At 73.1% G+C, this 22,865-nt stretch carries 20 protein-coding genes; 7 read left to right on the top strand and 13 right to left on the bottom strand.

The annotated features are described in order from the left end of the window. Window positions 1–70: 70 nt before the first annotated feature. Complete coding sequence (locus ACBR40_RS01225; protein ID WP_371247043.1) at window positions 71–823, top strand: hypothetical protein; 753 nt, start codon at window positions 71–73, stop codon at window positions 821–823. Beyond that, the gene (locus ACBR40_RS01220; protein WP_344215435.1) at window positions 820–1,527 is read left to right on the top strand and encodes an HAD family hydrolase; all 708 of its coding nucleotides are present in this window, start codon (window positions 820–822) and stop codon (window positions 1,525–1,527) included. The genes ACBR40_RS01225 and ACBR40_RS01220 overlap by 4 nt, the downstream gene beginning before the upstream one ends. A gap of 119 nt (window positions 1,528–1,646) precedes the next feature. Here the strand turns inward: ACBR40_RS01220 and ACBR40_RS01215 are convergent, their stop codons facing one another. Beyond that, window positions 1,647–2,438: an inositol monophosphatase gene (locus ACBR40_RS01215; protein WP_371247042.1), complete on the bottom strand. Its 792-nt coding sequence runs from the start codon at window positions 2,436–2,438 to the stop codon at window positions 1,647–1,649. A 63-nt stretch (window positions 2,439–2,501) separates the two neighbouring features. Between ACBR40_RS01215 and ACBR40_RS01210 the strand changes: the two genes are divergently transcribed. Then, window positions 2,502–3,242, top strand: a complete 741-nt coding sequence (locus tag ACBR40_RS01210) for a GntR family transcriptional regulator (protein WP_371247041.1) — start codon at window positions 2,502–2,504, stop codon at window positions 3,240–3,242. A gap of 13 nt (window positions 3,243–3,255) precedes the next feature. Here ACBR40_RS01210 and ACBR40_RS01205 read toward each other — a convergent pair whose 3' ends face one another. From ACBR40_RS01205 to ACBR40_RS01180, 6 genes are read right to left on the bottom strand one after another with little or no spacing between them, the layout of a single operon-like run. Then, complete coding sequence (locus ACBR40_RS01205; protein WP_371247040.1) at window positions 3,256–4,860, bottom strand: SpoIIE family protein phosphatase; 1,605 nt, start codon at window positions 4,858–4,860, stop codon at window positions 3,256–3,258. Continuing rightward, window positions 4,853–6,532: an ATP-binding protein gene (locus tag ACBR40_RS01200; protein ID WP_371247039.1), complete on the bottom strand. Its 1,680-nt coding sequence runs from the start codon at window positions 6,530–6,532 to the stop codon at window positions 4,853–4,855. The genes ACBR40_RS01205 and ACBR40_RS01200 overlap by 8 nt, the downstream gene beginning before the upstream one ends. A gap of 10 nt (window positions 6,533–6,542) precedes the next feature. Further along, on the bottom strand, window positions 6,543–7,544 hold the full coding sequence (locus ACBR40_RS01195; protein WP_371247572.1) for an ATP-binding protein: 1,002 nt from the start codon (window positions 7,542–7,544) through the stop codon (window positions 6,543–6,545). Next, window positions 7,541–7,942: an anti-sigma regulatory factor gene (locus ACBR40_RS01190; protein ID WP_344215446.1), complete on the bottom strand. Its 402-nt coding sequence runs from the start codon at window positions 7,940–7,942 to the stop codon at window positions 7,541–7,543. The genes ACBR40_RS01195 and ACBR40_RS01190 overlap by 4 nt, the downstream gene beginning before the upstream one ends. Then, window positions 7,939–8,319, bottom strand: coding sequence for an STAS domain-containing protein (locus ACBR40_RS01185; protein WP_371247038.1), 381 nt, complete (start codon window positions 8,317–8,319; stop codon window positions 7,939–7,941). The genes ACBR40_RS01190 and ACBR40_RS01185 overlap by 4 nt, the downstream gene beginning before the upstream one ends. Further along, window positions 8,319–9,182, bottom strand: coding sequence for an STAS domain-containing protein (locus ACBR40_RS01180; RefSeq protein WP_371247037.1), 864 nt, complete (start codon window positions 9,180–9,182; stop codon window positions 8,319–8,321). Before ACBR40_RS01180 ends, ACBR40_RS01185 begins: the two co-directional genes overlap by 1 nt. 196 nt (window positions 9,183–9,378) lie before the next feature. Between ACBR40_RS01180 and ACBR40_RS01175 the strand changes: the two genes are divergently transcribed. Further along, entirely contained in the window at window positions 9,379–9,786 is a 408-nt protein-coding gene (locus tag ACBR40_RS01175) for a DUF3592 domain-containing protein (protein WP_344215452.1), read from the top strand. A gap of 10 nt (window positions 9,787–9,796) precedes the next feature. On the opposite strand, the gene ACBR40_RS01170 is transcribed toward ACBR40_RS01175, so the two are convergent. Both ACBR40_RS01170 and ACBR40_RS01165 read right to left on the bottom strand, forming a co-directional pair. Beyond that, window positions 9,797–11,857, bottom strand: a complete 2,061-nt coding sequence (locus ACBR40_RS01170) for an alpha-galactosidase (protein ID WP_371247571.1) — start codon at window positions 11,855–11,857, stop codon at window positions 9,797–9,799. Window positions 11,858–12,005: 148 nt separating this feature from the next. After that, window positions 12,006–13,136, bottom strand: coding sequence for an RICIN domain-containing protein (locus tag ACBR40_RS01165; RefSeq protein ID WP_371247036.1), 1,131 nt, complete (start codon window positions 13,134–13,136; stop codon window positions 12,006–12,008). A gap of 301 nt (window positions 13,137–13,437) precedes the next feature. Between ACBR40_RS01165 and ACBR40_RS01160 the strand changes: the two genes are divergently transcribed. After that, window positions 13,438–14,331 (top strand): siderophore-interacting protein, encoded by an 894-nt coding sequence (locus tag ACBR40_RS01160; protein WP_371247035.1) that lies wholly within the window; start codon window positions 13,438–13,440, stop codon window positions 14,329–14,331. 7 nt (window positions 14,332–14,338) lie between these two features. Here the strand turns inward: ACBR40_RS01160 and ACBR40_RS01155 are convergent, their stop codons facing one another. After that, the gene (locus ACBR40_RS01155; RefSeq protein WP_371247034.1) at window positions 14,339–15,085 is read right to left on the bottom strand and encodes a hypothetical protein; all 747 of its coding nucleotides are present in this window, start codon (window positions 15,083–15,085) and stop codon (window positions 14,339–14,341) included. A gap of 126 nt (window positions 15,086–15,211) precedes the next feature. Between ACBR40_RS01155 and ACBR40_RS01150 the strand changes: the two genes are divergently transcribed. Continuing rightward, window positions 15,212–16,633, top strand: a complete 1,422-nt coding sequence (locus ACBR40_RS01150) for an RNB domain-containing ribonuclease (protein WP_344215884.1) — start codon at window positions 15,212–15,214, stop codon at window positions 16,631–16,633. 101 nt (window positions 16,634–16,734) lie between these two features. On the opposite strand, the gene ACBR40_RS01145 is transcribed toward ACBR40_RS01150, so the two are convergent. Together ACBR40_RS01145 and ACBR40_RS01140 are read right to left on the bottom strand one after the other, a co-directional pair. After that, complete coding sequence (locus ACBR40_RS01145) at window positions 16,735–17,316, bottom strand: TetR/AcrR family transcriptional regulator (protein ID WP_364452719.1); 582 nt, start codon at window positions 17,314–17,316, stop codon at window positions 16,735–16,737. 139 nt (window positions 17,317–17,455) lie between these two features. Continuing rightward, window positions 17,456–19,474, bottom strand: coding sequence for an ABC transporter ATP-binding protein (locus ACBR40_RS01140; protein WP_371247033.1), 2,019 nt, complete (start codon window positions 19,472–19,474; stop codon window positions 17,456–17,458). 392 nt (window positions 19,475–19,866) lie between these two features. On the opposite strand from ACBR40_RS01140, the gene ACBR40_RS01135 reads away from it, so the two are divergent. Beyond that, a complete protein-coding gene (locus tag ACBR40_RS01135; RefSeq protein WP_344215466.1) occupies window positions 19,867–20,055 on the top strand; it encodes a hypothetical protein in 189 nt (62 codons plus the stop codon). Window positions 20,056–20,094: 39 nt separating this feature from the next. On the opposite strand, the gene ACBR40_RS01130 is transcribed toward ACBR40_RS01135, so the two are convergent. Further along, complete coding sequence (locus ACBR40_RS01130) at window positions 20,095–22,821, bottom strand: DEAD/DEAH box helicase (protein WP_371247032.1); 2,727 nt, start codon at window positions 22,819–22,821, stop codon at window positions 20,095–20,097. Window positions 22,822–22,865: the final 44 nt, after the last annotated feature.

The following is a 22,865-nucleotide window of genomic DNA, read 5'->3' as shown; positions in this document are numbered from 1 at the left end:
CAAGGGGGGTGAGCGGTGATGCACGATGCCACTCTGGTGCTGTACCCGCCGATCGCGAAGGGCCGTAATCGTGGCGGACACGTGGATCCTGCATCCGGACTACCGGACTCCCCCGGTCCCCACGGGCTCAGGCATCGCCCCCGGCCCCTGGCGGCACCCCGAGGGCGGCCACATCATGAACGGCACCTACCAGCGCCCCCTGCCCGAGCGGCGGATCGAGGTCGTCACGGTCTGGTACGGCTACCCGCTCAGCCACTGGCGCGGCCCCCGCATGCCGCGCTTCAGCAGCCCGCTCGTGTCGGCGTGGAACCCCGTGCTCGCCCAGGGCCTGACGGTCGACCCCGCCGCGCCGGTGCCGTACCGGGACGAGCTGTGGTGCGACCGGTGGATCGCCGAGGCCCTGCTGTACGGGCGCAAGCCGTACGGGGCGTTCACGCTGCCCGTGGAGGAGGCGCTGCGCTGGTTCGCCGCGAGCGGCGGCAGCGGCCTGGTCTACCGGGCCGAGCTGACCGGAGAGCTGGTCCGGGTCGTGGCGGGCACCGCCGCGCGCTACGCCCTGCTGTTCGACCTCGACTCGCTCATCGCCGACTACCTGGAGGCGCTGCCGCCGGAGCTGGCCGAGCCGGAGGCTGCGGCGCTCGACGAGCACCGGCGCGACTCCCCCGCCGTCCGCTACGTGCTCACCGACGACGCCGAGACCCGCTTCGCCCGCGCGCCGCTGTCGGTGCGCGGCCTGACCCTGGGCTACCCGCCGCACGAGACCGCCGAGCGCATCGCCGCCTCGGCCGCGTCCGGGCCGCGCCCGGTATCGTCGGGGCCATGATCAACGGGGTTCTGTTCGACCTGGACGGCACGTTGCTGGACCACCGGGCGGCCGCCGACGCCGCGATCGCGGACTGGCTCGCGGCGCGTTTCCCCGGCCATCCGCGCCAGGCCGAGGCCCCCGCATTGTGGGCCGCGCTGGAGGGGCCCTACCTCGCGCGCTGGCAGGCGGGCGAGTGCACGGTGCAGGAGCAGCGCCACCTGCGCCTGCGCGCCCTGTGCCGGGAGCTCGACGTGCCCGAGCCCGGCCCGGACGACCTCGACGCGGCCTACGCCGACTTCGCCGCCCGCTACCGGCGGAGCTGGACCGCCTTCCCTGACGCGGCGGCGGCGGTGGCCGCGCTGGCCGGGCCCTCGGGGCCGGCGCTCGGCGTGCTGACGAACGGCACGCAGCCGATGCAGGAGGCGAAGGTCCGCGCGATCGGCCTGGCCGGGCCGCTGCGTACGGTGCTGACCGGCGAGGTGCTGGACGGGCACTACAAGCCGTCGCCGGCCGCCTACACCGGCGCCGCCGCGGCCCTCGGGCTGGCGACGGAGGAAGTGCTGCTGGTGGGCGACGACATCGTGCGGGACGTGACGGCCCCGGCGGTCACCGGCATGCGCTCGGTCTGGCTCGACCGGCTCGGCGTGGAGGAGGCGCCCGCCGGCTTCCCGCGCATCACCACGCTGGCCGAGCTCCCCGCCCTCGTCGCGTCACTCCGCTGAGGAGAGGGCGCTGAGGAGGGGCCGGGCGCGCCGGACGGTCAGAGCCCGCCGGACGGTCAGGGCGGTCAGAGCGCGCCGGACGGTCAGGGCGGTCAGAGCGCGCCGGACGGTCAGGGCGGTCAGGGCGCGGCGCGGCGCGGGCGGCTGCTCACCTCGGCCAGGGCGGAGCCGGCCAGGTCGAAGCCGCCGACGTGCGCCAGGTAGTCGCCCTTGGCCAGGGGGTCGCCCAGATAGACGCCGCCCGCCTGGCGCACCAGCAGCGCCCCGGCGGCCACGTCCCAGGGGCTGGACAAGGTGCCGTAGGTGGCGTCGGACCAGCCGGCCGCGACGTGCGCCAGGTTGAGCGCCGCGCTGCCCGGCCGCCGGATGGTGGCGAACGAGCGCAGGAGACGCCCGTAGCGCAGCAGCGCCTCATCCCCCTCGGCGTCGAGGTCGCCCGGCTGCGGGTAGGAGCACAGCAGCACGGCCTCGCGGTCGCGGGTCGCGCCCCGGCTGCGGATCGGCTCGCCGTTGCACCAGGCGCCCTCGGTGCTCGCGGTGAACGCGTCGTCGCGCACCGGGTCGTAGACCACGCCCACCACCAGCTCGCCGTGCACGGCGGCGGCGATCGAGACGCAGAAGAAGGGCAGGCCGGCGGCGAAGTTGGCGGTGCCGTCGATCGGGTCGACGTACCAGACGAGGTCGCCGGAGCCGGTGGCCCCGCCCTCCTCGCCGACGACGGCGCTGCCGGGGGCGCGTGCCTCGATGACCGCGCGGATCTCCTCCTCGGCGGCCCGGTCGTGCTCGGTGACGGGGTCGTGGAAGTCGCGTTTGGTGTCCACCTCGGGCCGGGACCGGAACGCCTCGCGCAGCCGGGGGCCGACGGACCTGGCCGCCTCGGCGGCGGTGTCGAGCAACTCTGTCGCATCCATCGTCCCCACCCTAACGTGCCGATCGTTTGTCATGACATTCTGACCTCGGTTAAGCTGATCAGCATGACCGCGAATCTGGCGATCGACCTGGATCGATCCAGCCCCGTGCCGCTCTATTTCCAGGTGGCCGAGCAGATCGCCGAGGCCATCCGGCGAGGCGACCTGCCTCCTGGCTCGCGGCTGGACAACGAGATCCTGCTGGCCGACCGGCTCGGCCTGTCGCGGCCCACGATCCGCCAGGCGATCCAATACCTCGTGGACAAGGGCCTGCTGGTCCGCAAGCGGGGCGTCGGCACGCAGGTGGTGCACGGCCAGGTCAAGCGCTCGGTCGAGCTGACCAGCCTCTACGACGACCTGCGCCGCGCCGGCCAGGAGCCGGCCACGCAGGTGCTGGCGCTGGAGCCGCGCACGGCCGACGAGGACGTCGCCGCCGTGCTCGGCGTCGAGCCGGGCTCGGACATCCTCTACCTGGAGCGGCTGCGCTTCGCGGCCAGCGAGCCGCTGGCCGTGCTGCACAACTGGCTGCCGCTGGGCCTCGCCCAGCTCACCCGCGCCGACCTGCAGACCCGCGGCCTGTACGAGCTGCTGCGCGGCGCGGGCGTGCGCATGCGGGTGGCCAACCAGCGCATCGGGGCCCGCGCCGCCTCCCAGGCCGAGGCGCGGCTGCTGGCCGAGCGCCGCGGCGCCCCTCTGCTCACCATGGTCCGCACCACCTACGACGACCAGGGCCGGGCGGTCGAGCACGGCTCGCACGTCTACCGCGCCTCGCACTACTCCCTGGAGGTCACGCTCATCGAGCGGTGAGCAGCCCTCCGCGTCACCCCTCGGCAGGCGGGTGGCGGCGGACGATCACCAGGGCGACGTCGTCCTCCCGCGCGCCGAAGGTGTCGATGAGCCGGCCGGCCGCCTCGTCCATGTCGTCGCCGATCTCCTCGGCGGCGCGCCGGGCGATCTCCAGGCTGTCGTCCAGATACTTGTCGCGGTCCTCCACGAGCCCGTCGGTGAACATCAGCACCGCCCCGCCCGGCGGCACCACGACCCGGTCGATCCGGTAGACCTCCTCGGCGACGCCGAGGAGCAGGTTGCCGAAGCGCTCGTGGTAGCGGGCCCCGCCGTCGCCGTCCAGCAGCAGCGGCGGGATGTGGCCGGCGTTGGCGATCTGCGCCTCGCCGGTCGATGGGTCGAGCAGCGTGAGGCACACGGTCGCGGTCATCCGCGGGTGGTAGCGGCGCAGCACGTCGTTGAGCAGCGACAGCGACTGGTCGAGCTCCACCTTGCCGATGAGCGAGGCGCGCAGCGCGTGGCGCAGCTCGGCCATCACGGTGGCGGCCAGCAGCGAGTGCCCCTGGACGTCGCCGACCGCGACCAGGACCTGCTCGCCCAGCTGCAGCACCTCGTAGAAGTCGCCGCCCACCTCGACGTTGTCCACCGCCGGCTGGTAGCGCCAGACGATGTCGAGCCCCGGCACCTGGGGGACGCGCGAGGGCAGCAGGCTGCGCTGCAGCGTCAGGGCGATCGCGTGCTCCTCGGCGTAGGCGCGCAGCGCCTCCACCGCCAGCGCCACGGCCTGGCCGAGCTGGCGCAGCATGCTCAGCTCGTCCTCGTCCAGCTCGGGGTCCGGCTCCACGCCGAGCAGGACGGGCGGACGGTCGCGTTTGGTGCGCGACAGCACGGCCGTGATGTCGAGCCGGGACGGGGTGTCGGGCGCGATCCCCGACCAGTAGTCGTGCGGGATGATGAGGAACTCGGTGCCGGCGCGCTGGCCGAGGGCCCGCTCGCCGAGGAACTGCAGCACGGGCGGCTGGACCGTCCTGAACGTGGGGGTCCCCTCGGGCGGCAGCGCGGTCAGCCTGCGGGTGCGCCCGTCGGGCGCGAGAGCCACCACCCCGGCACTGCGCCCCAGGATGCGGCTGGTGCCCGAGACGGCGGTCGACAGCAGCTCGTCGAAGGTCTGGGCGGCGTTCATGGCCAGCGTGAGGTCGGTGAGCGCGCCGAGGCGGGCGGCCAGGCGCTCGGCCCGCTGCCGCGCCCGGTGGTAGCGCAGGGCCGCCTCCACGGTGGCGACGAACTCGTCCGGCTCGACCGGCTCGGCCAGGTAGCCGTCGGCGCCCCGGTGCAGGCCGAGCGCCCGGTCGGCGGCGGTGATGGCCGCGCCGGAGATCTGGATCACGGGGATCGAGGACGTCGCGGGGTCGGCCTTGATGCGCTCGCACACCTCGTAGCCGGAGATGTCCGGCAACCGGACGTCGAGCACCACCAGGTCGGGATGGAGCTCGGCGATGCGCTGCAGCGCCTCCAGGCCGCCGGTGGCCTCGACCACGGCGTACCCGGCGCGGCGCAGCCAGCTGGACAGGATGTAGAGCTTGGTCGGGGTGTCGTCGACGACGAGGATCGTCGCCTCCTGCGGCGTCGCGTCACTCATCACGGCTCCCCAGTGCCTGGCGGATGGCGTTCAGCAGCACGTCCCTGCGCAGCCCTTGCTTGCCGAGCACGGCCTCGGCCCGCTCGGGACGCCGGTGCGTCTGCGCCAGCGTGACGATGATCACGGGGACGTTCCGCAGCCGTTCGTCGTCGGCCATGCGCTGCAGGACGGCCGTGCCGTCGAGGCCGGGCATGAGCAGGTCCAGCAGGGCCAGGTCGGGCGGCGCCGCGGCCATCGCGGCGAGCGCGGCGGCGCCGTCGGGCGCCTCGTCGATGTGGGCGGCGAACCCGGTGAGCATGCGCCGCACCCCGGCGCGGAAGTTCTCGTCGTCGTCGGCGACGAGGATGCGCTGGGCGACGGGGACGTCGTGCGACTCGTACGGCAGCCGCAGCACCGCCGTGGTGCCCTCCCCCGGCGTGCTGGCCAGGGTCAGCGTGCCGCCCATCGCCTGAGCCAGCCGCCGCGCGTACGCCAGGCCCAGGCCGGTGCCCTTGGCGCGGGTCTGCGCCGGCCCCGGCACCTGGTAGAACTCCTCGAAGACCCGTTCGAGGTGCTCGGCCGGGATGCCGATGCCCGTGTCGGCGACGGTGAAGACCGTCTCGCCGGCGGCCGGATCGTGGGCCACCTCCAGCACGACCTCGCCCTCCTGGGTGAACTTCAGGCTGTTGGCCAGCAGGTTGCGCAGGATCCTGGTGAGCATCGCCTCGTCCGCCGGCATGGTGAACGGCGGCGGCGGGACGACGACGCGCAGCGTGACCTGGTCGGTGCTCTGCGCCGGCCCCATCGTCATGCGCAGCCGTTCGGCCAGGGCGACGAGGTCGACGGTGGTGAACTGCGGGTCGAGCCGCCCCGACTCGGCCTTGCCGATGTCGAGCAGCTCGCTGACCAGGGTCAGCAGGGTCTCGGCCGAGGAGCCGATCAGCTCGACCTGCCGCGCCTGCTCCTCGCCCAGCGGGTCCCCGCCGGGGCCCGTGAGCAGCCGGACCAGGCCGATGATCGAGTTGAGCGGCGTGCGCAGCTCGTGGCTGACCGTGGCCCAGAACCGGTTCTTGGCGTCGCTGGCCTCGCGCAGCTGCATCGACTTCTCGTCCAGCTCGGCGTAGAGGGCGACGACGCCGCGGTTGGTCTCCTCCAGCTCGGCGGAGAGCTGGTTGTACAGCGCCATGACCCCCTGGTTGGTCTCCTCCAGCTCGGCGTTGAGCTGGCGGACCGCCTCCAGGGTCGAGGCGAGCTCGTGGTTCTGCTGGCGCAGCTCGTCCAGCGCACTGGACGGCGCCATGGCGTTGACCTTGGTGCGGATCTGCGCGACCGACAGCGCGGACGCGCTCGCCGGCAGCCGCTTGCGCAGGACCACCCGGCCGCGCTCGCCGGCGTCGACGACGTCCATGAGCCTCCCGGCCATGCTCACGCCCTCGGCCACGTGGCGGGCGGCGGCGTCGGGGAAGCTCACCTCCATCACGAGGTCGTCGAAGTCGAGGGCGAAGGCGACCACCATGCCGGACGCGCCCTCGATGACGATCTCCCTGCCCAGCTCGCTGAGCGCGGTCGCCACCCGGATCTGGTCCTGCTGGGACATGCCGAGCGCGGCGGCGACCTCGCGGCCCACCTGGCGCATGGCGAAGACGTCGGACTCGCCGGCTACGGTGACCGTGGTCAGCGGCGCCGCCCTCACGGCGTCCTCCTCATGGAGCCGTCCCCACGGCGAGCACGGCCGCGTCGTCCCTGCGCGTGCCGGCGTCCCGCAGCAGGGTGGCGGCCACGACGACCGGGGAACGGGAGGCCAGGCCGGGGAAGGAGACCGGGTCCCACCGGTCGGAGAGCCCGTCGGAGTGCATGACGAGCACGCTGTGCGGCGGGACGGCGTACTCGTACTCGCGCAGGCGGCTGCGCTGGTGCCCGGCGATGCCCGGCACGGAGATCATGCCCTGGCGGCCCTCGGCGTGCACGATCCAGCCCGAGACGTTGCCGAGCCCGGCGTAGCGGACCACCCCTCGCTCGCGGTCCAGCCGGGCGAGGGCCACGGCGCCGCCCCTGGTGCCCGTCAGCGCCTTATGGATGCGCTCCAGCAGCTCCAGCACGGGCAGGTGGTGCTGCTGCTCGAAGACCCGCACGGCCTCGCGGGAGGCGGCGGCCGCGGCGGGGCCGTGGCCGAGGCCGTCGCACATCAGGCCGATGGCCGTGCCGCGGCTCTCGACGTACGCGAAGGCGTCGCCCGAGACGACCTCCTCCCCGATGGGGCGGGTCAGCCCGCTCACCCGGGTGTCGGGGGCCGGCACGTCGTTGGCGGTGAAGCACATGGTCACCACCGTGCCACGTCCGGGCAGGGAATAGACCTCGTGGGCCGAGGCCATCCTGGCGATCCCGCCGAGACCGACGCCGAGCGTGCCCGCGGTGGAGTAGCCGTCCCGCACGGCGCTGCGCACGTCGCGCATGCCCGGCCCCTTGTCCAGGGCGACCACCTCGACGGCGGCCGCCGCCTCGGGGTGGGCCCGGATCAGCATCGTGCCCTCGACCGCGTGCTTGACCAGGTTGGAGGCCGCCTCGCTGACGGCGACGGCCACCCGCCCGCGGTCCTGCTCGTCGAAGCCGCACGCCTCGGCCAGCGCCGTCGCGGCCCGGCGGGCCGCCCCGATGGCGCTGGCGTCCTCGATGCGGACCCAGGGCTCGTCCCCTGAGCGGATCATCTCGCCCACTTGATCACTGTGATCCGCGTCCCTTCGCCAGTCTTGGACTCCAGGTCGAACTCGTCCACCAACCGGCGTGACCCGCTCAGCCCCAGGCCGAGGCCGCCGCCCGTGGACCAGCCGTCGGTCAGGGCCAGGTCCAGGTCGGGGATGCCGGGGCCCTCGTCGGTGAAGTCCAGGCGCAGTCCGTCGCGTACGCCGTTGTTGACGACCTCGATCCGCACCCGGCCGCCCCCGGCGTACATCAGGGCGTTGCGGGCGAGCTCGCTGGCCGCGGTGACCAGTTTGGTCTGGTCAACCAGCGACAGGCCGACCTGCTGGGCGCTGTTGCGCACCTGCTGGCGCACGATGACCACGTCGCTGTTGCCCGCGATGGCGAGCTCCTGGACGGGCGTCACTCCGGCACCGCTGCCGGGTCGACTCCGTCGCGTTCCTTGAGCATCGCGACACCCTTCTCCAGATTGAGCGCGGTGCGCACGCCGCCGAGCGACAGGCCGAGCTCGACCAGTGTGATCGCGACCGCGGGCCGCATGCCCACGACGATCGTCTCGGCGTCCAGCATCCGCGAGATCGACGCGATGGTCGAGAGCATGCGCCCGATGAAGGAGTCGACGATCTCCACGGCGGTGATGTCGATGATCACCCCGCGGGCCCGGCTGTCGACGATCGCGTCCGCCAGGTCCTCCTGCAGCATGAGCACGCTCTGGTCCTGCAGGTCGATCTGGATCGAGACGATGAGGAGGTCGCCGAGCTTGAGAACGGGGACACGTTCCATCAGGCCCGCTCCAGCCCGACGACGACGTGCTTGTCGGCCCGCTGCGTGACCTGCACGCCGCTCTTGCGCAGCGCGTAGGCGAGGGCGTCGGCCAGGGAGGACTTGGTGACGATGTCGCCGAACTCGATGCCGAGGGTGACGATCGTGTGCGCGATCTGGGGGCGGATGCCGGAGATGACGCACTCGGCGCCCATGAGCCGGGCCGCCACCACGGCCTTGAGCAGGTGCTGCGCCACCTGGGTGTCCACGGCCGGCACGCCGGTGATGTCGATCACGGCGTGCTCGGAGCCGGTCTCCACCAGGCCCTGGAGCAGCTTCTCCATGACGACCTGCGTACGGGCCGAGTCGAGCGTGCCGACCAGCGGCACCGCGAGGATGCCGTCCCACAGCTTGACCACCGGCGTGGACAGCTCCAGGAGCTGCTCGGCCTGGTCGGTGATGATCTTCTCGCGGGCGCTGACGAAGGTCTCGAACGTGAACAGGCCCAGGTCGTCGATGTGCCGCGCCAGCCAGATGTAGCCGCGCAGGGCCTCGACGTCGTCCTCCGCCTCGATCAGCCCGTACACCGCCTCCTTCAGGCTGAACACCACGGCGGCGGTCTCCGCCGGCGTGAAGCCCTCTCTGGCCTGCGCCCGCGACAGGTCGGCGAGCAGGCCGCGCAGGTCGGAGGCGTCCCCTCCCTCGCCGATGAACTGCAGCAGGGCCTGGTAGAGCTCGCGCAGCCGCCCGGCCAGGACGCTGCGATCGGCCCTGCCACCGACGGTGGCGCCCGCGAGGTCGATCCAGCGCTTGAGGACGGTCTCCTCCTGCGCCCGCAGGAGTTCCGCCACGCGGAGCTGGCCGGCGTCGCCGTGAGCTGTCAAGGTGTGCTCCCGAAGATGGGGTGTTTTGTCATGAATCGACACGAAGGCTACCGGGCTTTTCGCTCCGCCTCTATGCGTTCCCGTCGGCGGCGCGCCCGCAAGCCGGTATTTCGCAAGCGCTGATCAAGCGCCATGCAAACCACCTTGCCTAGAAAAGGCCAGGAAGGTCGGAGAACAGGAAGAACGGGGAAAGACAGTGAGCTCCGTAACGTGGCTGCCGCTGACGATCGCAGGTGTGACGATGCTCATCACGGCCGGGGTCTGGGTGCCCATCGCCGTCGCGGCGCGGGCCGGGCGGCAGCTGCTCGCCACCGGCGTCCCCGCGCAGGCCGTCGTCGAGTCCGTGACCGACACCGGCATGTCGGTCAACGAACGGCCCGTGGTGCGCTTCGTGCTCGCCGTACGCGGCGCGGACGGCGAGGTCTACCGGGTCACGCACCGGCAGTCGCTGCCGCGCATCCCGATGGGGATCCTCGCCCCCGGCGCGGTGCTGCCGGTCAGGGTGGACCGGCAGCGGCGCGAGCGCGTACGGATCGACTGGGCGGCCTGGCAGCCCGTGCCCGGCGCGTACCCGGCCCCCTACCCCTACAACATGCCCCGGTAGCCGCGGCGACTCAGACCCGTTCCAGCTCGATGACGACCACCGAGGCGGGCTGGAGCGCCGGCGCGGGCAGCCCCAGCTCGGCCAGCGCCGCCCCCGGCAGGCGCACCGGCCCGTCCGCCCACGACGGCATGAGCGCGGAGCCGGGCACCGGCCCGGCCACGCGCACCTCGTAGCGGGCGGCCGGATCCAGGCCGGGCAGCCGCAGCGGCGCGGGGGCCGACTCCGGCCGCGAGCTCAGCTGCGCGTAGCCGAACACCGCCCGCTCCGGCAGCACCACCCCGTGCAGCAGCGCCGACGGGTCGGGATGGTCGGCGCGGACCACCCGCCCGGCGTGCAGCACCGGCCGCAGCCGCTTGTGCAGCGCGATCCAGACGCCCAGCTCCTCCAGCTCCGCCTCGCTCGCCGAGGTGAGGTCCCACTCCACGCCCATGTGCCCGAACAGCGCTGTGCCCGCGCGGAAGGCCAGCGGCAGCGACCGGCCGGTGATGTGGTCGCGCGGCGCTCCGACGTGCGCGCCCATCCGCTCCGGCGGCACCAGCAGCCCGGTCCAGCGCTGGATGGCCTGCCGGTCGAGCGCGTCGTTGCTGTCGGAGGTCCACACCCGGTCGGTACGGGCCAGCACCCCGTAGTCGACGCGGGCGCCGCCCGACGAGCACGACTCGATCTCCAGCCCCGGATGGCGGGCCCGCAGCTCGTCCAGCAGGCGATAGGCCGCGAGGGTCTGCGCGTGCACGCCGGGCACCCCGTCGTGGACGGGCTCGGCGATGTCGCGGTTGTGGTCCCACTTGATGTAGTCGAGGGCGTACTCGGTGATCAGCGCGTCGATCCGCTCCAGCAGGTACGCGTACGCCTCCGGCCGGGCCAGGTCGAGCGTCTGCTGGTTGCGGTGCGGCGGCGGCAGGCGCTCGGCCCGGCCGAGGACCCAGTCGGGGTGGGCGCGGGCCAGGTCGGAGTCGGGGTTGACCATCTCAGGCTCGAACCACAGGCCGAACTGCATGCCGAGCCCGCGCACCCGCTCGGCCAGCGGGTGCAGGCCGTGCGGCCAGACGCCCTCGTCGACGTACCAGTCGCCGAGCCCGGCCCGGTCGTGGCGGCGGTGGCGGAACCAGCCGTCGTCGAGCACGAACCGCTCGATCCCGGCCGCCGCGGCCCGCTCGGCCAGCTCCAGCAGCCGGTCCAGGCCGTGGTCGAAGTAGGTCGCCTCCCAGTTGTTGAGCGTGACCGGCCGGACCGGCAGCGGCCGGGCGGCCCGCAGGTGGTCGTGCAGCCGGGCGCTCGCGGCGTCCAGGCCCTGCGCCGACCAGGTGAAGTAGACGAGCGGGGTGCGGTAGCTCTCGCCCTGCCGCAGGACGATCTCGCCGGGCTCGGGCAGCTCGCCCGCGCCCAACAGCGCCGCCCCCTCCTGCAGGCGCTCGGCGTAGTGGACGTGGTCGCCGCTCCAGCCCGCGTGCACGGCCCACACCTCGCCGGAGCGGAAGCCGAAGCCCTCGGTGCCCGCCACGAGCAGGCCGGTCGCGTCGTGCCCGGTCCGGCCGCGCCGGTTCTCCCTGCTCCACACGCCGTGCGCGAACGCCCGCCGCTGCGGCACCTTCTCCAGCGCCCAGCGCCCGGTGAAGTCCAGCAGCTCGCCGGCCCGCGCCGGGATCGGCAGCGCGCACACCAGGCCCGCCAGCCGGTACGGCGAGGCCGCCGTGTTGGTCACCGTGTGCCGCAGCGTCACCACCCCGTGGGCGTCCATGCCCAGCTCGCTCACCAGCGCCAGGCCCGCCCGCTCGTCGGCCGCGGTGATCGTCACCGTGCCGCCCCTGCCCGGCTCCGCCGCGACGTCCGCGCCGCCCAGGGTCCAGCGCACCGGCCAGTGCTCGCCGTCGCGGGAGCCCGCCAGGCCCGGGCGGCCGTACCAGCCGTCGCCCTGCGCGGGCAGCAGCGGCGGCGCGCTCACCAGGGACGCCAGCAGGGGAAGCAGCTCGGCCCCGTCGTCCGTGCCGGGCGCGGCGCCGAAGTGGCGGACGCGGGGCAGGCCGGGGCCGGAGGCGTCGAGCAGGAGGGCGACATCCGCGGCGGACAACATCAGGTAGGACAAGCCGGGCTCCTTACGCAACAGGCACAGGGGGTGTGACGCGCGGAAAGACGCTATCGAACCCGGCTCCGCCGGGGCGAGGGAAGGCCCCTCCGGCGGGCGGTCGCCGGAGGGGCCTCGATCAGGGCGGGAACGGCGTTCAGACGGAGATCCGCCCGGCGCCCGCGCCCGCGGTCACGATGGACTTGACGTTGCAGGGGGTGTCCAGCGTGTAGGAGTAGGGGATGGAGGCGACGCTGCCGCCGGCCTGGCCGCTGCCGGAGTTGACGAAGCAGTTGTTGCGCGCCACCAGATTGCCCGGGTCGGAGTCGCCCTCGCCCCGGTGGAACGGGTCGTCGGTGTTCTCGAAGTGGTTGCCCTCGACCAGCACGCCCGCCTCCTGCGTCGAGGCCACGCCGTAGCTGCCGATGTTGCCGTAGAAGTTGTTGTAGACGTGCACCGGGTTGCCGAAGCGCACCCGCGGGTGACGCTGGTTGGTGCCGTCGAACCAGTTGTGGTGGTACGTCACCCGCAGGTGGCCGCGGTCCTCCGAGCCGTTGCCGTCGTCGTGGCCGAGCAGCATCGTCTTGTTGTGGGAGCTGACCCTGTTCCAGGAGATGGTGACGTAGTCGCTGGCCCGCTTGACGTCCACCGCGCCGTCGTAGCCGTTGCTGAAGCTGTTGTGGTCGATCCACACCCGGGTCGAGTACTGGACGTTGATGGCGTCGTCGTTCCAGTTCCTGAAGGTGAGGTTGCGCACGATCACGTTGGACGCCTTGGAGATGTTGAGCCCGCAGCCCGAGATGACGGCGCCGGAGTTGCCGATGATCGTCTTGTTGGAGCCGACCTTCAGCATGCCCGAGCAGGAGATCGTGCCGGAGACCCGGATCACCCCCGAGCCGCTCGCGGACAGGGCGCTGGTCAGGGCCGAGGAGGAGGTGACGGTGGTCGGGCTCGTGCCGCCGCCGCCCGTGGTGCCGCCGCCCTGCGTGGCCCAGCCGACCGGGCCGTCCGCGTTGGCGATCCTGACGGTGCCGCCGGACTCGGCCACCGTCCAGGTCTGGGACGAGCCGCCGGTGCAGCTCTCCTGCTGCACCGCCTTGCCCGCGGAGGTGCTCGCGCCCTCCACGCCCGCGCACTTGCCGCTGTGCGCGTTCACGAGCGTGTACGCTCCGGGCGCCGGAGCGGCGGCCGCCGCCGAGGCCATGACGACGCCGGTCACCGCGGAGGCGGTGAGGGTGACGACGCCCGTGAGGACCGCGCCCGTTCTGCCGATGGATGTGTGTCGCACGATTCTGCTCCTTGCTGGCCCTAGCGGACCGTCAGGTCCGCGAATGGTGTCCCCCCAGCGAGCATCCGTTCACATACGTGATCTACGTACGTGAGAGCGAACATGCCACAACATAGGTAAGCGCTTTCCAACTGTCAATCGTCGCTGAAACTTTCATGACAACGGCTTGTCGAGGACAGTGATCCACTTGATGACCTGCGGTGACTCCGATGTGTGCATCGGTCCTGACGCTGCGTGCGGTGGCCAGCCCTCCGGCGATCGTTTAGGTTAGGCTCGCCTAATTTTGTTGGAGGAGTCGGGGATGAGCTCGCCGTTTCACATGTTCCACGTCCAGGTAGACCGGCTTGAGCGGCTGAGCCCGTCGTTCCTGCGGGTCACGTTCACCGGAGACGACCTCGGCCATTTCGCCGACAACGGCTACGACCAGCGGATCAAGCTCATTCTGCCGCTGCCGGGCTGCGGGCTGTCGTACCTGCCGTCCGGGCCGGACTGGTACCAGCAGTGGCGGCAGCTCGACGACACCAGGCGCAACCCGATCCGCACCTACACCGCGCGCCAGGTGCGGGCGGACGTCAGGGAACTGGACGTGGACGTCGTCATGCACCCCGACGGCGGGCCGGTCGCCCAGTGGGCGGAGCGGGTCCAGCCCGGCGACGAGGTCGCGATCCTCGGGCCCGACGCCCGCTACGACGGGGTGCACGGCGGACTGGAGTTCCGGCTGCCCGCCGGCAGCACGACCGTGCTGCTCGCCGGCGACGAGACCGCCGTGCCCGCCATCTGCTCCGTCCTGGAGCGCCTGCCCGCCGGGGTCACCGGCGAGGCCCTTCTCGAGGTGCCCTTCGACGACGACGCCCTGCCCGTCGAGACCTCCTGCTCGGTGCGCGTCGGCTGGCTCCCCAGGAACGGCGGCGAGCGCGGCGCCCAGCTCATCCCCGCCGTCCAGGCCGCCGCCGGGCGGCTGCTGACGTCCCCCGGCGCCGGCACGAACGGCTTCAGCGACGTGGACGTGGACGCCGAGGAGCTGTGGGAGGTGCCGGAGGAGGACGCCGCCGACCCGCTGTACGCGTGGCTGGCGGGCGAGGCCGGCGTGATCAAGACGCTGCGGCGTCACCTGGTGGGCGAGCGGGGGATGGATCGGCGGGCGGTCGCGTTCATGGGGTACTGGCGCGAGGGGCGCGCCGAGGGCGGCGGCTGACGCCGGCTCAGGCTGGGGCGCAGGCCGTCGTCACGGTGTGGCGCTCCTGCTCGGTCGGGGGGCGTACCCAGGTGAGGCCCGGGCCGCCGGCGGCGAGCATGCCGGACACGACCTCGCCCAGCACCTCCCCCGGCGTCGCGTCGGGCCGCTTCTCGCGCGCCTCCGCGTACAGGTCGAGCACCCGCCCGAGGTCCAGCATCAGCGTGTTGCGCCCGGACGCTTCAGCGTCGGTGACGGTGACGAGCAGGAACCCGTCCTTCGCGAACCCCTCGACGCCGGTCGCGCCCGGCGGGCAGACGACCGCCCGTACGGCCTCGGCGAAGGCCGTACGGTCCATGCCGTCCACCTCGTCCGCCGGCCACTCGGCCCGCAGGTGCAGCACCCCGGGCCGCTCGGCGGCGGCGTACTCGGCCATGAGGCCCGCGACCGCGCCCTGCGGGTCGTGCAGGGCGGCCTCCTCCAGGGCGGCGAACCCGTCGGCGAGCAGCCGCAGCGAGATCAGCCGTGGCGGCGTGCCGTCCACCGCGAGCACGTCCCGCTCCCAGTCCGGCCGCAACGCCTCGCCGGTGGCGTCGTACGCGCCCAGCCCCTCCACGAACGCGGCGTCCGCCTCCGGCGTCAGGCCCGGCCCCCACTCCGGCGCCCGTCCGGCCGCGAAACCCCCACCGGCCTCCGGAGCGGCGGGCCGGGCACGGCGCAGCCACCAGACCAGGATCCCGACGACGACGGCCGGCACCGCGACTGCGATCCACACGTTGTGCTCTCCCTCGTACCTACCGGGGCAGCAGCGTAATGTGAGCGATCACGCCAAAAGCGGGAATCGCACAAAAAGCCCCGGCTGACCCGTCTGGAGGCGCAACGGTAGGTTGTGCCCGTGTCGATGATTCAGGTTCCAGAAGAGATCCCCCTGAAGCTGGAAGACGGGTTCGACCGCATCGGGCGCGAGCTGGCGCTGCCCGCCGGCTTCCCGCCCGCCGTGCTGGACGAGGCGGCGTGGGTGGCGCAGGTGCCGCGGCTCAGCGGCAAGGACCTCACCGACCTGCCGTTCGTCACCATCGACCCGCCCGGCTCCATGGACCTCGACCAGGCACTCCACCTGGAACGGCTGCGCGCCGGCTACCGGGTCTGGTACGCCGTCGCCGACGTGGGCGCGTTCGTCCGCCCGGGCGGGATCATCGACGCCGAGGCCCGGGCCAGGGGCGAGACGGTCTACATGCCGCAGGGCAAGATCCCGCTGCACCCCAAGGTCCTGTCCGAGGACGCGGCCAGCCTGCTGCCCGGACTGCCGCGCCCGGCCGCGGTGTGGCGGATCGACCTCGACGCCGACGGCCGCACGATCGGCGCCGACGTGCAGCGCGCCCTGGTGCGCAGCCGCGAGCGCCTCGACTACGCGTACGTGCAGGCCGCCGTCGACACCGGCACCGCCGACGGCGTGCTCGGGCTGCTGGCCGAGATCGGGCGGCTGCGGCTCGCGCTGGAACGCGAGCGCGGCGGCGTCACCCTGCCGACGCCCGAACAGGAGGTCGTGCCCGCCGACGGCGGTTACCGGCTGGAGTACCGGGTGCCGCTGCCGGCCGAGGCGTGGAACGCGCAGATCTCGCTGCTGACCGGCATGGCCGCGGCGGCGATGATGCTCGACGCCGAGATCGGCATCCTGCGCGTGCTGCCCGCCTCCCGGCCGGACGACCTCGCCAAGGTCCGCCTGGTGGCGGGGGCGCTGGGCGTGCCGTGGCCGGACGGCGCCGGCTACGGCGAGGTGGTGCACGGGCTGGACCCGAAGAACCCGCGGCAGGCGGCGTTCCTGCACGAGTCGCGGGTGCTGCTGCGCGGCTCAGGCTACGAGGCGTTCGACGGTGCGCCGCCGAAGGAGGCGGGGCACGCGGCGGTCGCGGCGCCGTACGCGCACGTCACGGCCCCGCTGCGGCGGCTGGTCGACCGGTACGCCACCGAGGTGTGCCTGGCGGTCGCCGCCGGTGAGCCGGTGCCCGCCGACGTGCGGGCGGGGCTCGCCGGGCTGCCGGAGCTGATGGCCGTGTCCGGGCGGCGGGCCTCGGCGGTGGACCGGGCGTGCGTGGACCTGGTGGAGGCGTTCCTGCTGCGGGGGCGGGTCGGGGAGGCGTTCGAGGCGGTGGTGATCGACGTGGACGAGCGGCGCGGCGGCGGGCAGGTCCAGCTCGTCGAGCCCGCGGTGATCGCCCGCTGCGACGGCCCGCTGCCGCTCGGCTCGCAGGTCACGGTCCGCCTCACCAAGGCCGACCCGGCCACCCGCGAGGTCCGCTTCACCCTCGACGGCTCCCCCTGAGCCGCGACGGCTCCTCTGACGCGCCGCCCCTTCGAGGCGCGGCCCCTTCAAGACGCCGCCGCCCCTTCGAGGCGCGGCGGTGTCCGCTGAGGCGCCGCGGCTCAGCGCGGGTGTGAGCGCATGCCGTCGCAGACCACCTCGGCCATCGAGACCTTCCCTCCCCTGGCCCGCGCCCGCCGCTCGGCCGTGAGGCAGCCGCGCAGCAGGTCCTGCACGTCCTCCGTGCGGAGGTCGCCGCGCACCGCCCCGGCCCGCTGGGCGCGTTGCAGCAGCCGCCCCAGCGCGGCGGCGAAGTCGGCCTCCAGCGTCGTCCCGCGCCGGAACGCCGGTCCCGTGCCGCCCTCCAGCATCTCGCACAGCGCCTGGTTGGCCGAGGCCTGCTCGACCACCGTACGGAACCAGCCGAAGAACGCCCGGCCGGGGTCCTCGGCGGTGGCGAGCGCGCGCGCGTCGGCCACGAAACGTTCCATCCGGCCGAGCAGCACCGCCTCGAACAACGCCTCCCTGGTCGGGAAGTGCCGGTAGACGGTGCCGACGCCGAACCCGGCCCGGCGGGCGATCTCGTCGAAGGAGATGGTGAGGCCGTCGCTGGCCAGGGCCTCCTGGGCGATCTGCAGCACCCGTTCCCGGTTGCGACGGGCGTCCGCGCGGAGCGGTCTGGCCGTGCTGTGATCGTCGCCCATGCGCTCCACCCGCCTTCACCGGCAACCGGAGGGATCTCTCCGATTCTACCGGCGGACTTCCCGGACAAACAGCCCCGATGACACGAGAACACCCGCCCTTCGCGGGAAGGACGGGTGTCCCGTGCGCGGCGCCACCGGATCACGGCCCGGCGTCGGCGCCACCGGGTCCGGGCACGAGCGGTTCGCGCGGCCACGGCACCGACCCGGACGACCGCACGGCGTGCGCGGCCTCCGCGCGGCCGGCGTGCGCGGCCTCCGCGCGACCGGCGGGCGCGGCCCCGTGTCCCGCGCCGGCCCGATCCCCGGCCCGATCCCCGGCCCGATCCCCGGCCCGATCCGTGGCCCGGTCCCTGGCCCGATCCCCGGACCGGTCCCTGGCCAGGCGCGGGACGCCGGCCCGCCTGAGCCGGATGCGCTCGTGCCTGGGCACCGGCCGCAGCCCGATCACCCGCGCGCCCGACGGCACCTGCCGCAGGTCGTGCGTGATGAGGATGGTCGTCCGCCCCGCCATGAGCCGCCCCAGCGGCGCCATGACCTGCGCGGCCGTCTCCTCGTCCAGCCCGGTCATGGGCTCGTCGAGCACCAGCACCGGCGCGTCCCGCAGGACCGCCCTGGCGATCGCGACGCGCTGCCGCTGCCCCCCGGACAGCAGCCGCCCGCGCTGCCCCACCGGCGTGTCGTACCCCCGGGGCAGATCCTTGACGAACTCGTGCACGCCGGCCGTCTCCGCGGCCCGGATGATCTCCTCCATGGAGGCGGCGGGCCGCCCGTAGGCGATGTTGTCCCGTACGGAACCGGAGAACAGCATCGTCTCCTGGTGCAGCACGGTGACGTTCTCGCGCAGCGACTCGCGCGTCAGGCTCCGGACGTCGGCGCCGTCCAGCAGGATGCGGCCCTCGTCCGGGTCGTAGAAGCGCAGCAGCAGCTTGGCCAGCGTGGACTTGCCCGCCCCGCTGGGCCCGGTGATCACCAGCACCTCCCCGGGTTCGGCGACGAAGGACACCTCGCGCAGCGCGGGCCGCGAGGCGCGTCCCGGATAGGCGAAGCCGACCCGGTCGAACTCCACGCGGCCCCGTCCCGATCCGGCGGCGACGGCCGAGGGGGCGTCGGTGACGGCGGGCCTGGCCCGCAGGACCTCGATGATCCGGTCGGAGCCCGCGGCCGCCTCCGACACGGTGAGCGCCAGCTCGCCGAGCCCCTGGACGGCCGGATAGAGCAGGGCCAGGTACGCGGCGAAGGCCAGCAGGCCGCCGATGGTCAGCCGGCCGGCGGCGATCTCCCACGCGCCGACGCCGAGGACGATGATCAGGCAGACGGTCTCGATGACCTGGACGACCGGGCCGTACAGGCCGGACAGCCACGCCTGCGACAGGTTGGCGCGCAGCCAGGTCCGTCCCTCGCGGTGCAGCCTGCGCGCCTCGTCGCGCTGCCGGTTGTACGCCTGCACCAGCGGCTGGTTGGCCAGCCCCTCCTCCAGGACGCTGTTCATCGCGCCGTTGCTGTGCCGCTCGCGCGCGGCCGCGACGCGGAACTTCGCCGCGAACAGCTTCGACACCAGCAGGAACGCCGGGATCAGGGCGAGCGTGACGAGCGCCAAGTCCCAGCGGACGAGGAACGCGGCCCCGGCGAAGAACACCACGCTGGCGGCGGTGGTGATCGCCTTGACCAGCCCCGAGCCGACGAGCTCCTCGATGGCCTCGACGTCGTCGGTGAGCCGGGCCATGAGGTCGCCGAGCCGCCGCTTCTCGGCGTAGTCGGGCGCGAGCGTCTGCAGGTGGCCGAAGATGCGGTCGCGGAGTCTCAGCAGGAAGCGTTCGGCGGCGAGGGCGGTGGCGTACGCCCCGGCGAACGACGCCGCCCCCGCGACCGTGGCGAGCCCCAGCCAGCTGAACGCGGGGACCCAGAAACCCTCCAGGTCCCGGGTGGTGAGCACCTCGTCCGTGATGTGGCCGAACAGGCGGATCGCGGCGACCTCGCACAGCGCGGCCAGGACGGCGAACACCACTCCGGCGGCGAACAACGGCCGCAGCCCACGGGTGTCCGGCCAGAACTCGCGGAAAGTCCGGCGAAGGGTGATCGCCGGGGCGAGTTCGCGGCCGGAGGCGGAAAAGGAGAGCCGGCGGCTGAGCCGCCGGCTCTCACGTGGCGCTGTCAGCACCCCCAACCCCACCACCTACGGCGGGCGCAGGCCCAGCGGCGGCGCCAATAGCGACGCCGGCAGCCCCATCCCTGCTGGTACCCGACGTGAGTGAGCTGCGTGTTCGCCATGATTCCTCCCCCGTTGAACGGCCGAACACTTGACAATTCGGACGTTACCCGACCAAGTCGCATAATTCACGACATTTCAGCCGAAACCGTGAAAGCTTGACCGGTAAAACGCGACGAGAACGGCGTCTCATCGTTCTTGTTAAATCCGCCGCAAATGAGTAAATGAACCAAAGAATCGTCACGCCACCGCCAACACAGCTTCCCTGGCAATGGCCACAAGTCGGCCCCGCCCGCTACTTTCGGCCGATGGCCGGCCCCTCACCGGTCGCCACGATGGGACGCATGACGATCCTCGGTGTGCTCCTCATGATCCAGGGCTTCGGCGCCCTGGTCGCCGTCCACGTCTTCGACCGCGATTTCGGCCTGCTCCACCTGGTGTTCGACGGCGGCGCGCTGACGGTCGCCGGGATCGTCACCGGCGTGCTCGGGCTCGCGCTCACCGTCGCGGGCATCGCGCACGGCGACGAGTGAGGGCCGAGTGGCCGGCCCTCACTCACCGGACTCAGCCGGTCAGGTCAGCGACGAGTACGCCACCACTCCGCGCCGCATCGCGTCGACCGCCTTGCCCGCCGTCTGCCGGATCCTGCTGCCCGGCGCCGCCGCGTTCTGGAGCTGCCCCAGCAGGTCCATCAGCTGCTTGATCCACCGGACGAAGTCGCCGGCCGCCAGCTCGTTGCCGTTGACGCCGTCCATCAGCACCGCGTCCAGCGTATGCCCCTTCGTCCACCGGAACGCCGCCCACGCGAACCCCAGATCCGGCTCACGCAGCGTCGACAGCTTGTGGTCGGACTCGATGCCCTCCAGCTCCCCCCACAGCCGCAGCATGGCCGTCAGCGCGTCCTGCGCCCGTCCTGCGGGGATCTTCGGCCGGCGCGCGTCGTCGGCCGCCCGCGACTCGAACACCAGCGCCGACACGCACGCCGCCAGCTCGGCCGGGTCCAGCTCCTCCCACAGGCCCTGGCGCAGGCTCTCGGCCGTCAGCAGGTCGAGCTCGGTGTAGAGGCGGCCGAGACGGCGGCCCTCGTCGGTGACGGTCTCGCCGTCGAGGTAGCCGAGCTGCTCCAGCACCGAGCAGATGCGGTCGAACGTCCGCGAGATGACATGCGAGCGGCCCTCCACCCGGCGGCGCAGCCCCTCGGTCTCGCGCAGCAGCTTGTAGTAGCGCTCGGCCCAGCGGGCGTGGTCCTCGCGCTCGTCGCAGCCGTGACACGGATGCTGCCGGATGCGCCGGCGCAGCTCGTTGATCTCGTCGTCCTCCATCGCGTGGTCACGCACGCGCGGCGGCTTGCCGAGGTCACGGTCGCCGATCTTGGCCAGCAGCGTGGAGACCAGGTTGGCGCGTTCCTTCGGCGAGCGGCCGTTGAAGTTCTTCGGGATGCGCAGCTTCTCCAGCGGCTCGACCGGCACCGGGAAGTCGGCCGGGTCGAGCTTCTTGACCTGCTTGCCGATCGTCAGCACCAGCGGGCTCGGGCCCTGCCCGCGCGGGTTGCGGCCCGGGTCCAGGACGATCGCCAGCCCCGCCCGCCGCCCGCCCGGCACCCGGATCACGTCGCCCGGCTGCAGCGCCTCCAGCGAGCGCACCGCCGCCGCCCGCCGCGCCGCGCCGCGCTGCTTGGACAGCTCGGCCTCCCGGTCCGACAGCCGCCGCCGCAGCGCGGCGTACTCGGGGAAGTCGCCCAGGTGGCACGTCATGGCCTCCTGGTAGCCCTCCAGCGCCTCCTCGTGCTTGCGGAGCTGCTTGGCCAGCCCCACCACCGCCCGGTCGGCCTGGAACTGCGCGAACGACTCCTCCAGCAGCGTGCGCGCCCGCTCACGGCCGAACTGCCCCACCAGGTTGACCGCCATGTTGTACGACGGCTGGAAGCTGGAGCGCAGCGGATAGGTACGCGTGCCGGCCAGCCCCGCCACCGACAGCGGGTCCATGCCCGGCTGCCACAGCACCACGGCGTGGCCCTCGACGTCGATGCCGCGCCGCCCCGCCCGGCCGGTGAGCTGGGTGTACTCCCCCGGCGTCAGGTCGGCGTGCGTCTCGCCGTTCCACTTGTCCAGCTTCTCGATCACCACGCTGCGGGCCGGCATGTTGATGCCCAGAGCCAGCGTCTCCGTCGCGAAGACCGCCTTGACCAGCCCCCGCGTGAACAGCTCCTCCACGACCTCCTTGAAGGCCGGCAGCATGCCCGCGTGGTGCGCGGCGAGCCCGCGCTCCAGGCACTCGCGCCACTCCAGGTAGCCCAGCACCGCGAGATCCTCGTCGGGCAGGTGGGCGGTGCGCTCGTCGACGAGCTGGCGGATCTCGTGCCGCTCGCGGTCGGTGGTGAGCCGGATGCCCGCGTAGAGGCACTGCTGCACCGCCGCCTGGCAGCCCGCCCGCGAGAAGATGAACGTGATCGCCGGCAGCAGCCCCTCGGAGTCGAGCTTCTCGATCACCTGCACCCGGTCCGGCGGCCGGGCCCGCTGCGGCCGGCCGTAGCCCCGCCCCCTGCCCCGGCCCGCCATCAGCCGCTCGGCGTCCCTGGTCACCCGCATCAGCGTGGGGTTGATGCGCGGCGTCAGGTCGTCGTTGACGAACATGTCGTAGACGCGGTTGCCGATCATCATGTGCTGCCACAGCGGCACCGGCCGGTGCTCGTCGACGATGACCGTGGTGTCACCGCGCACGTCGCCCAGCCACTCGCCGAACTCCTCGGCGTTGCTCACCGTCGCCGACAGCGCCACCAGCCGGACCGACTCCGGCAGGTGGATGATGACCTCCTCCCACACCGCGCCACGGAACCGGTCGGCCAGGTAGTGGACCTCGTCCATCACCGCGAAGCCGAGCCCGGCCAGCGTGGCCGACCCGGCGTACAGCATGTTGCGCAGCACCTCGGTGGTCATGACCACGATCGGGGCCTCGCCGTTGACGCTGTTGTCGCCGGTCAGCAGGCCCACCTTGGCGGTGCCGTAGCGCTTGACCAGGTCGTTGTACTTCTGGTTGGACAGCGCCTTGATGGGGGTGGTGTAGAAGCACTTCATGCCCTGCTGCAGGGCCAGATGGACGGCGAACTCGCCGACGACCGTCTTGCCCGACCCCGTCGGCGCCGCCACCAGGACGCCGTCACCGGCCTCCAGGGCGCGGCAGGCGTCGAGCTGGAAGTCGTCCAGCTCGAAGTCGTAGAGACCTCGGAACGATGTGAGCGCGGCCCCGTCGTCGGCGTGCTTCTGACGGAAGGCCGCATAGCGTTCCGCTGGCGTTGTCATACCCGTCAGCCTACCGAAACCGCCATTCCGGTCCGTCCTTCCGT

Origin of the sequence: Nonomuraea sp. AD125B (assembly GCF_041402765.1) — a bacterium.
Classification (GTDB): domain Bacteria; phylum Actinomycetota; class Actinomycetes; order Streptosporangiales; family Streptosporangiaceae; genus Nonomuraea; species Nonomuraea bangladeshensis.
This window is presented reverse-complemented; position numbering and strand designations above follow the sequence as displayed.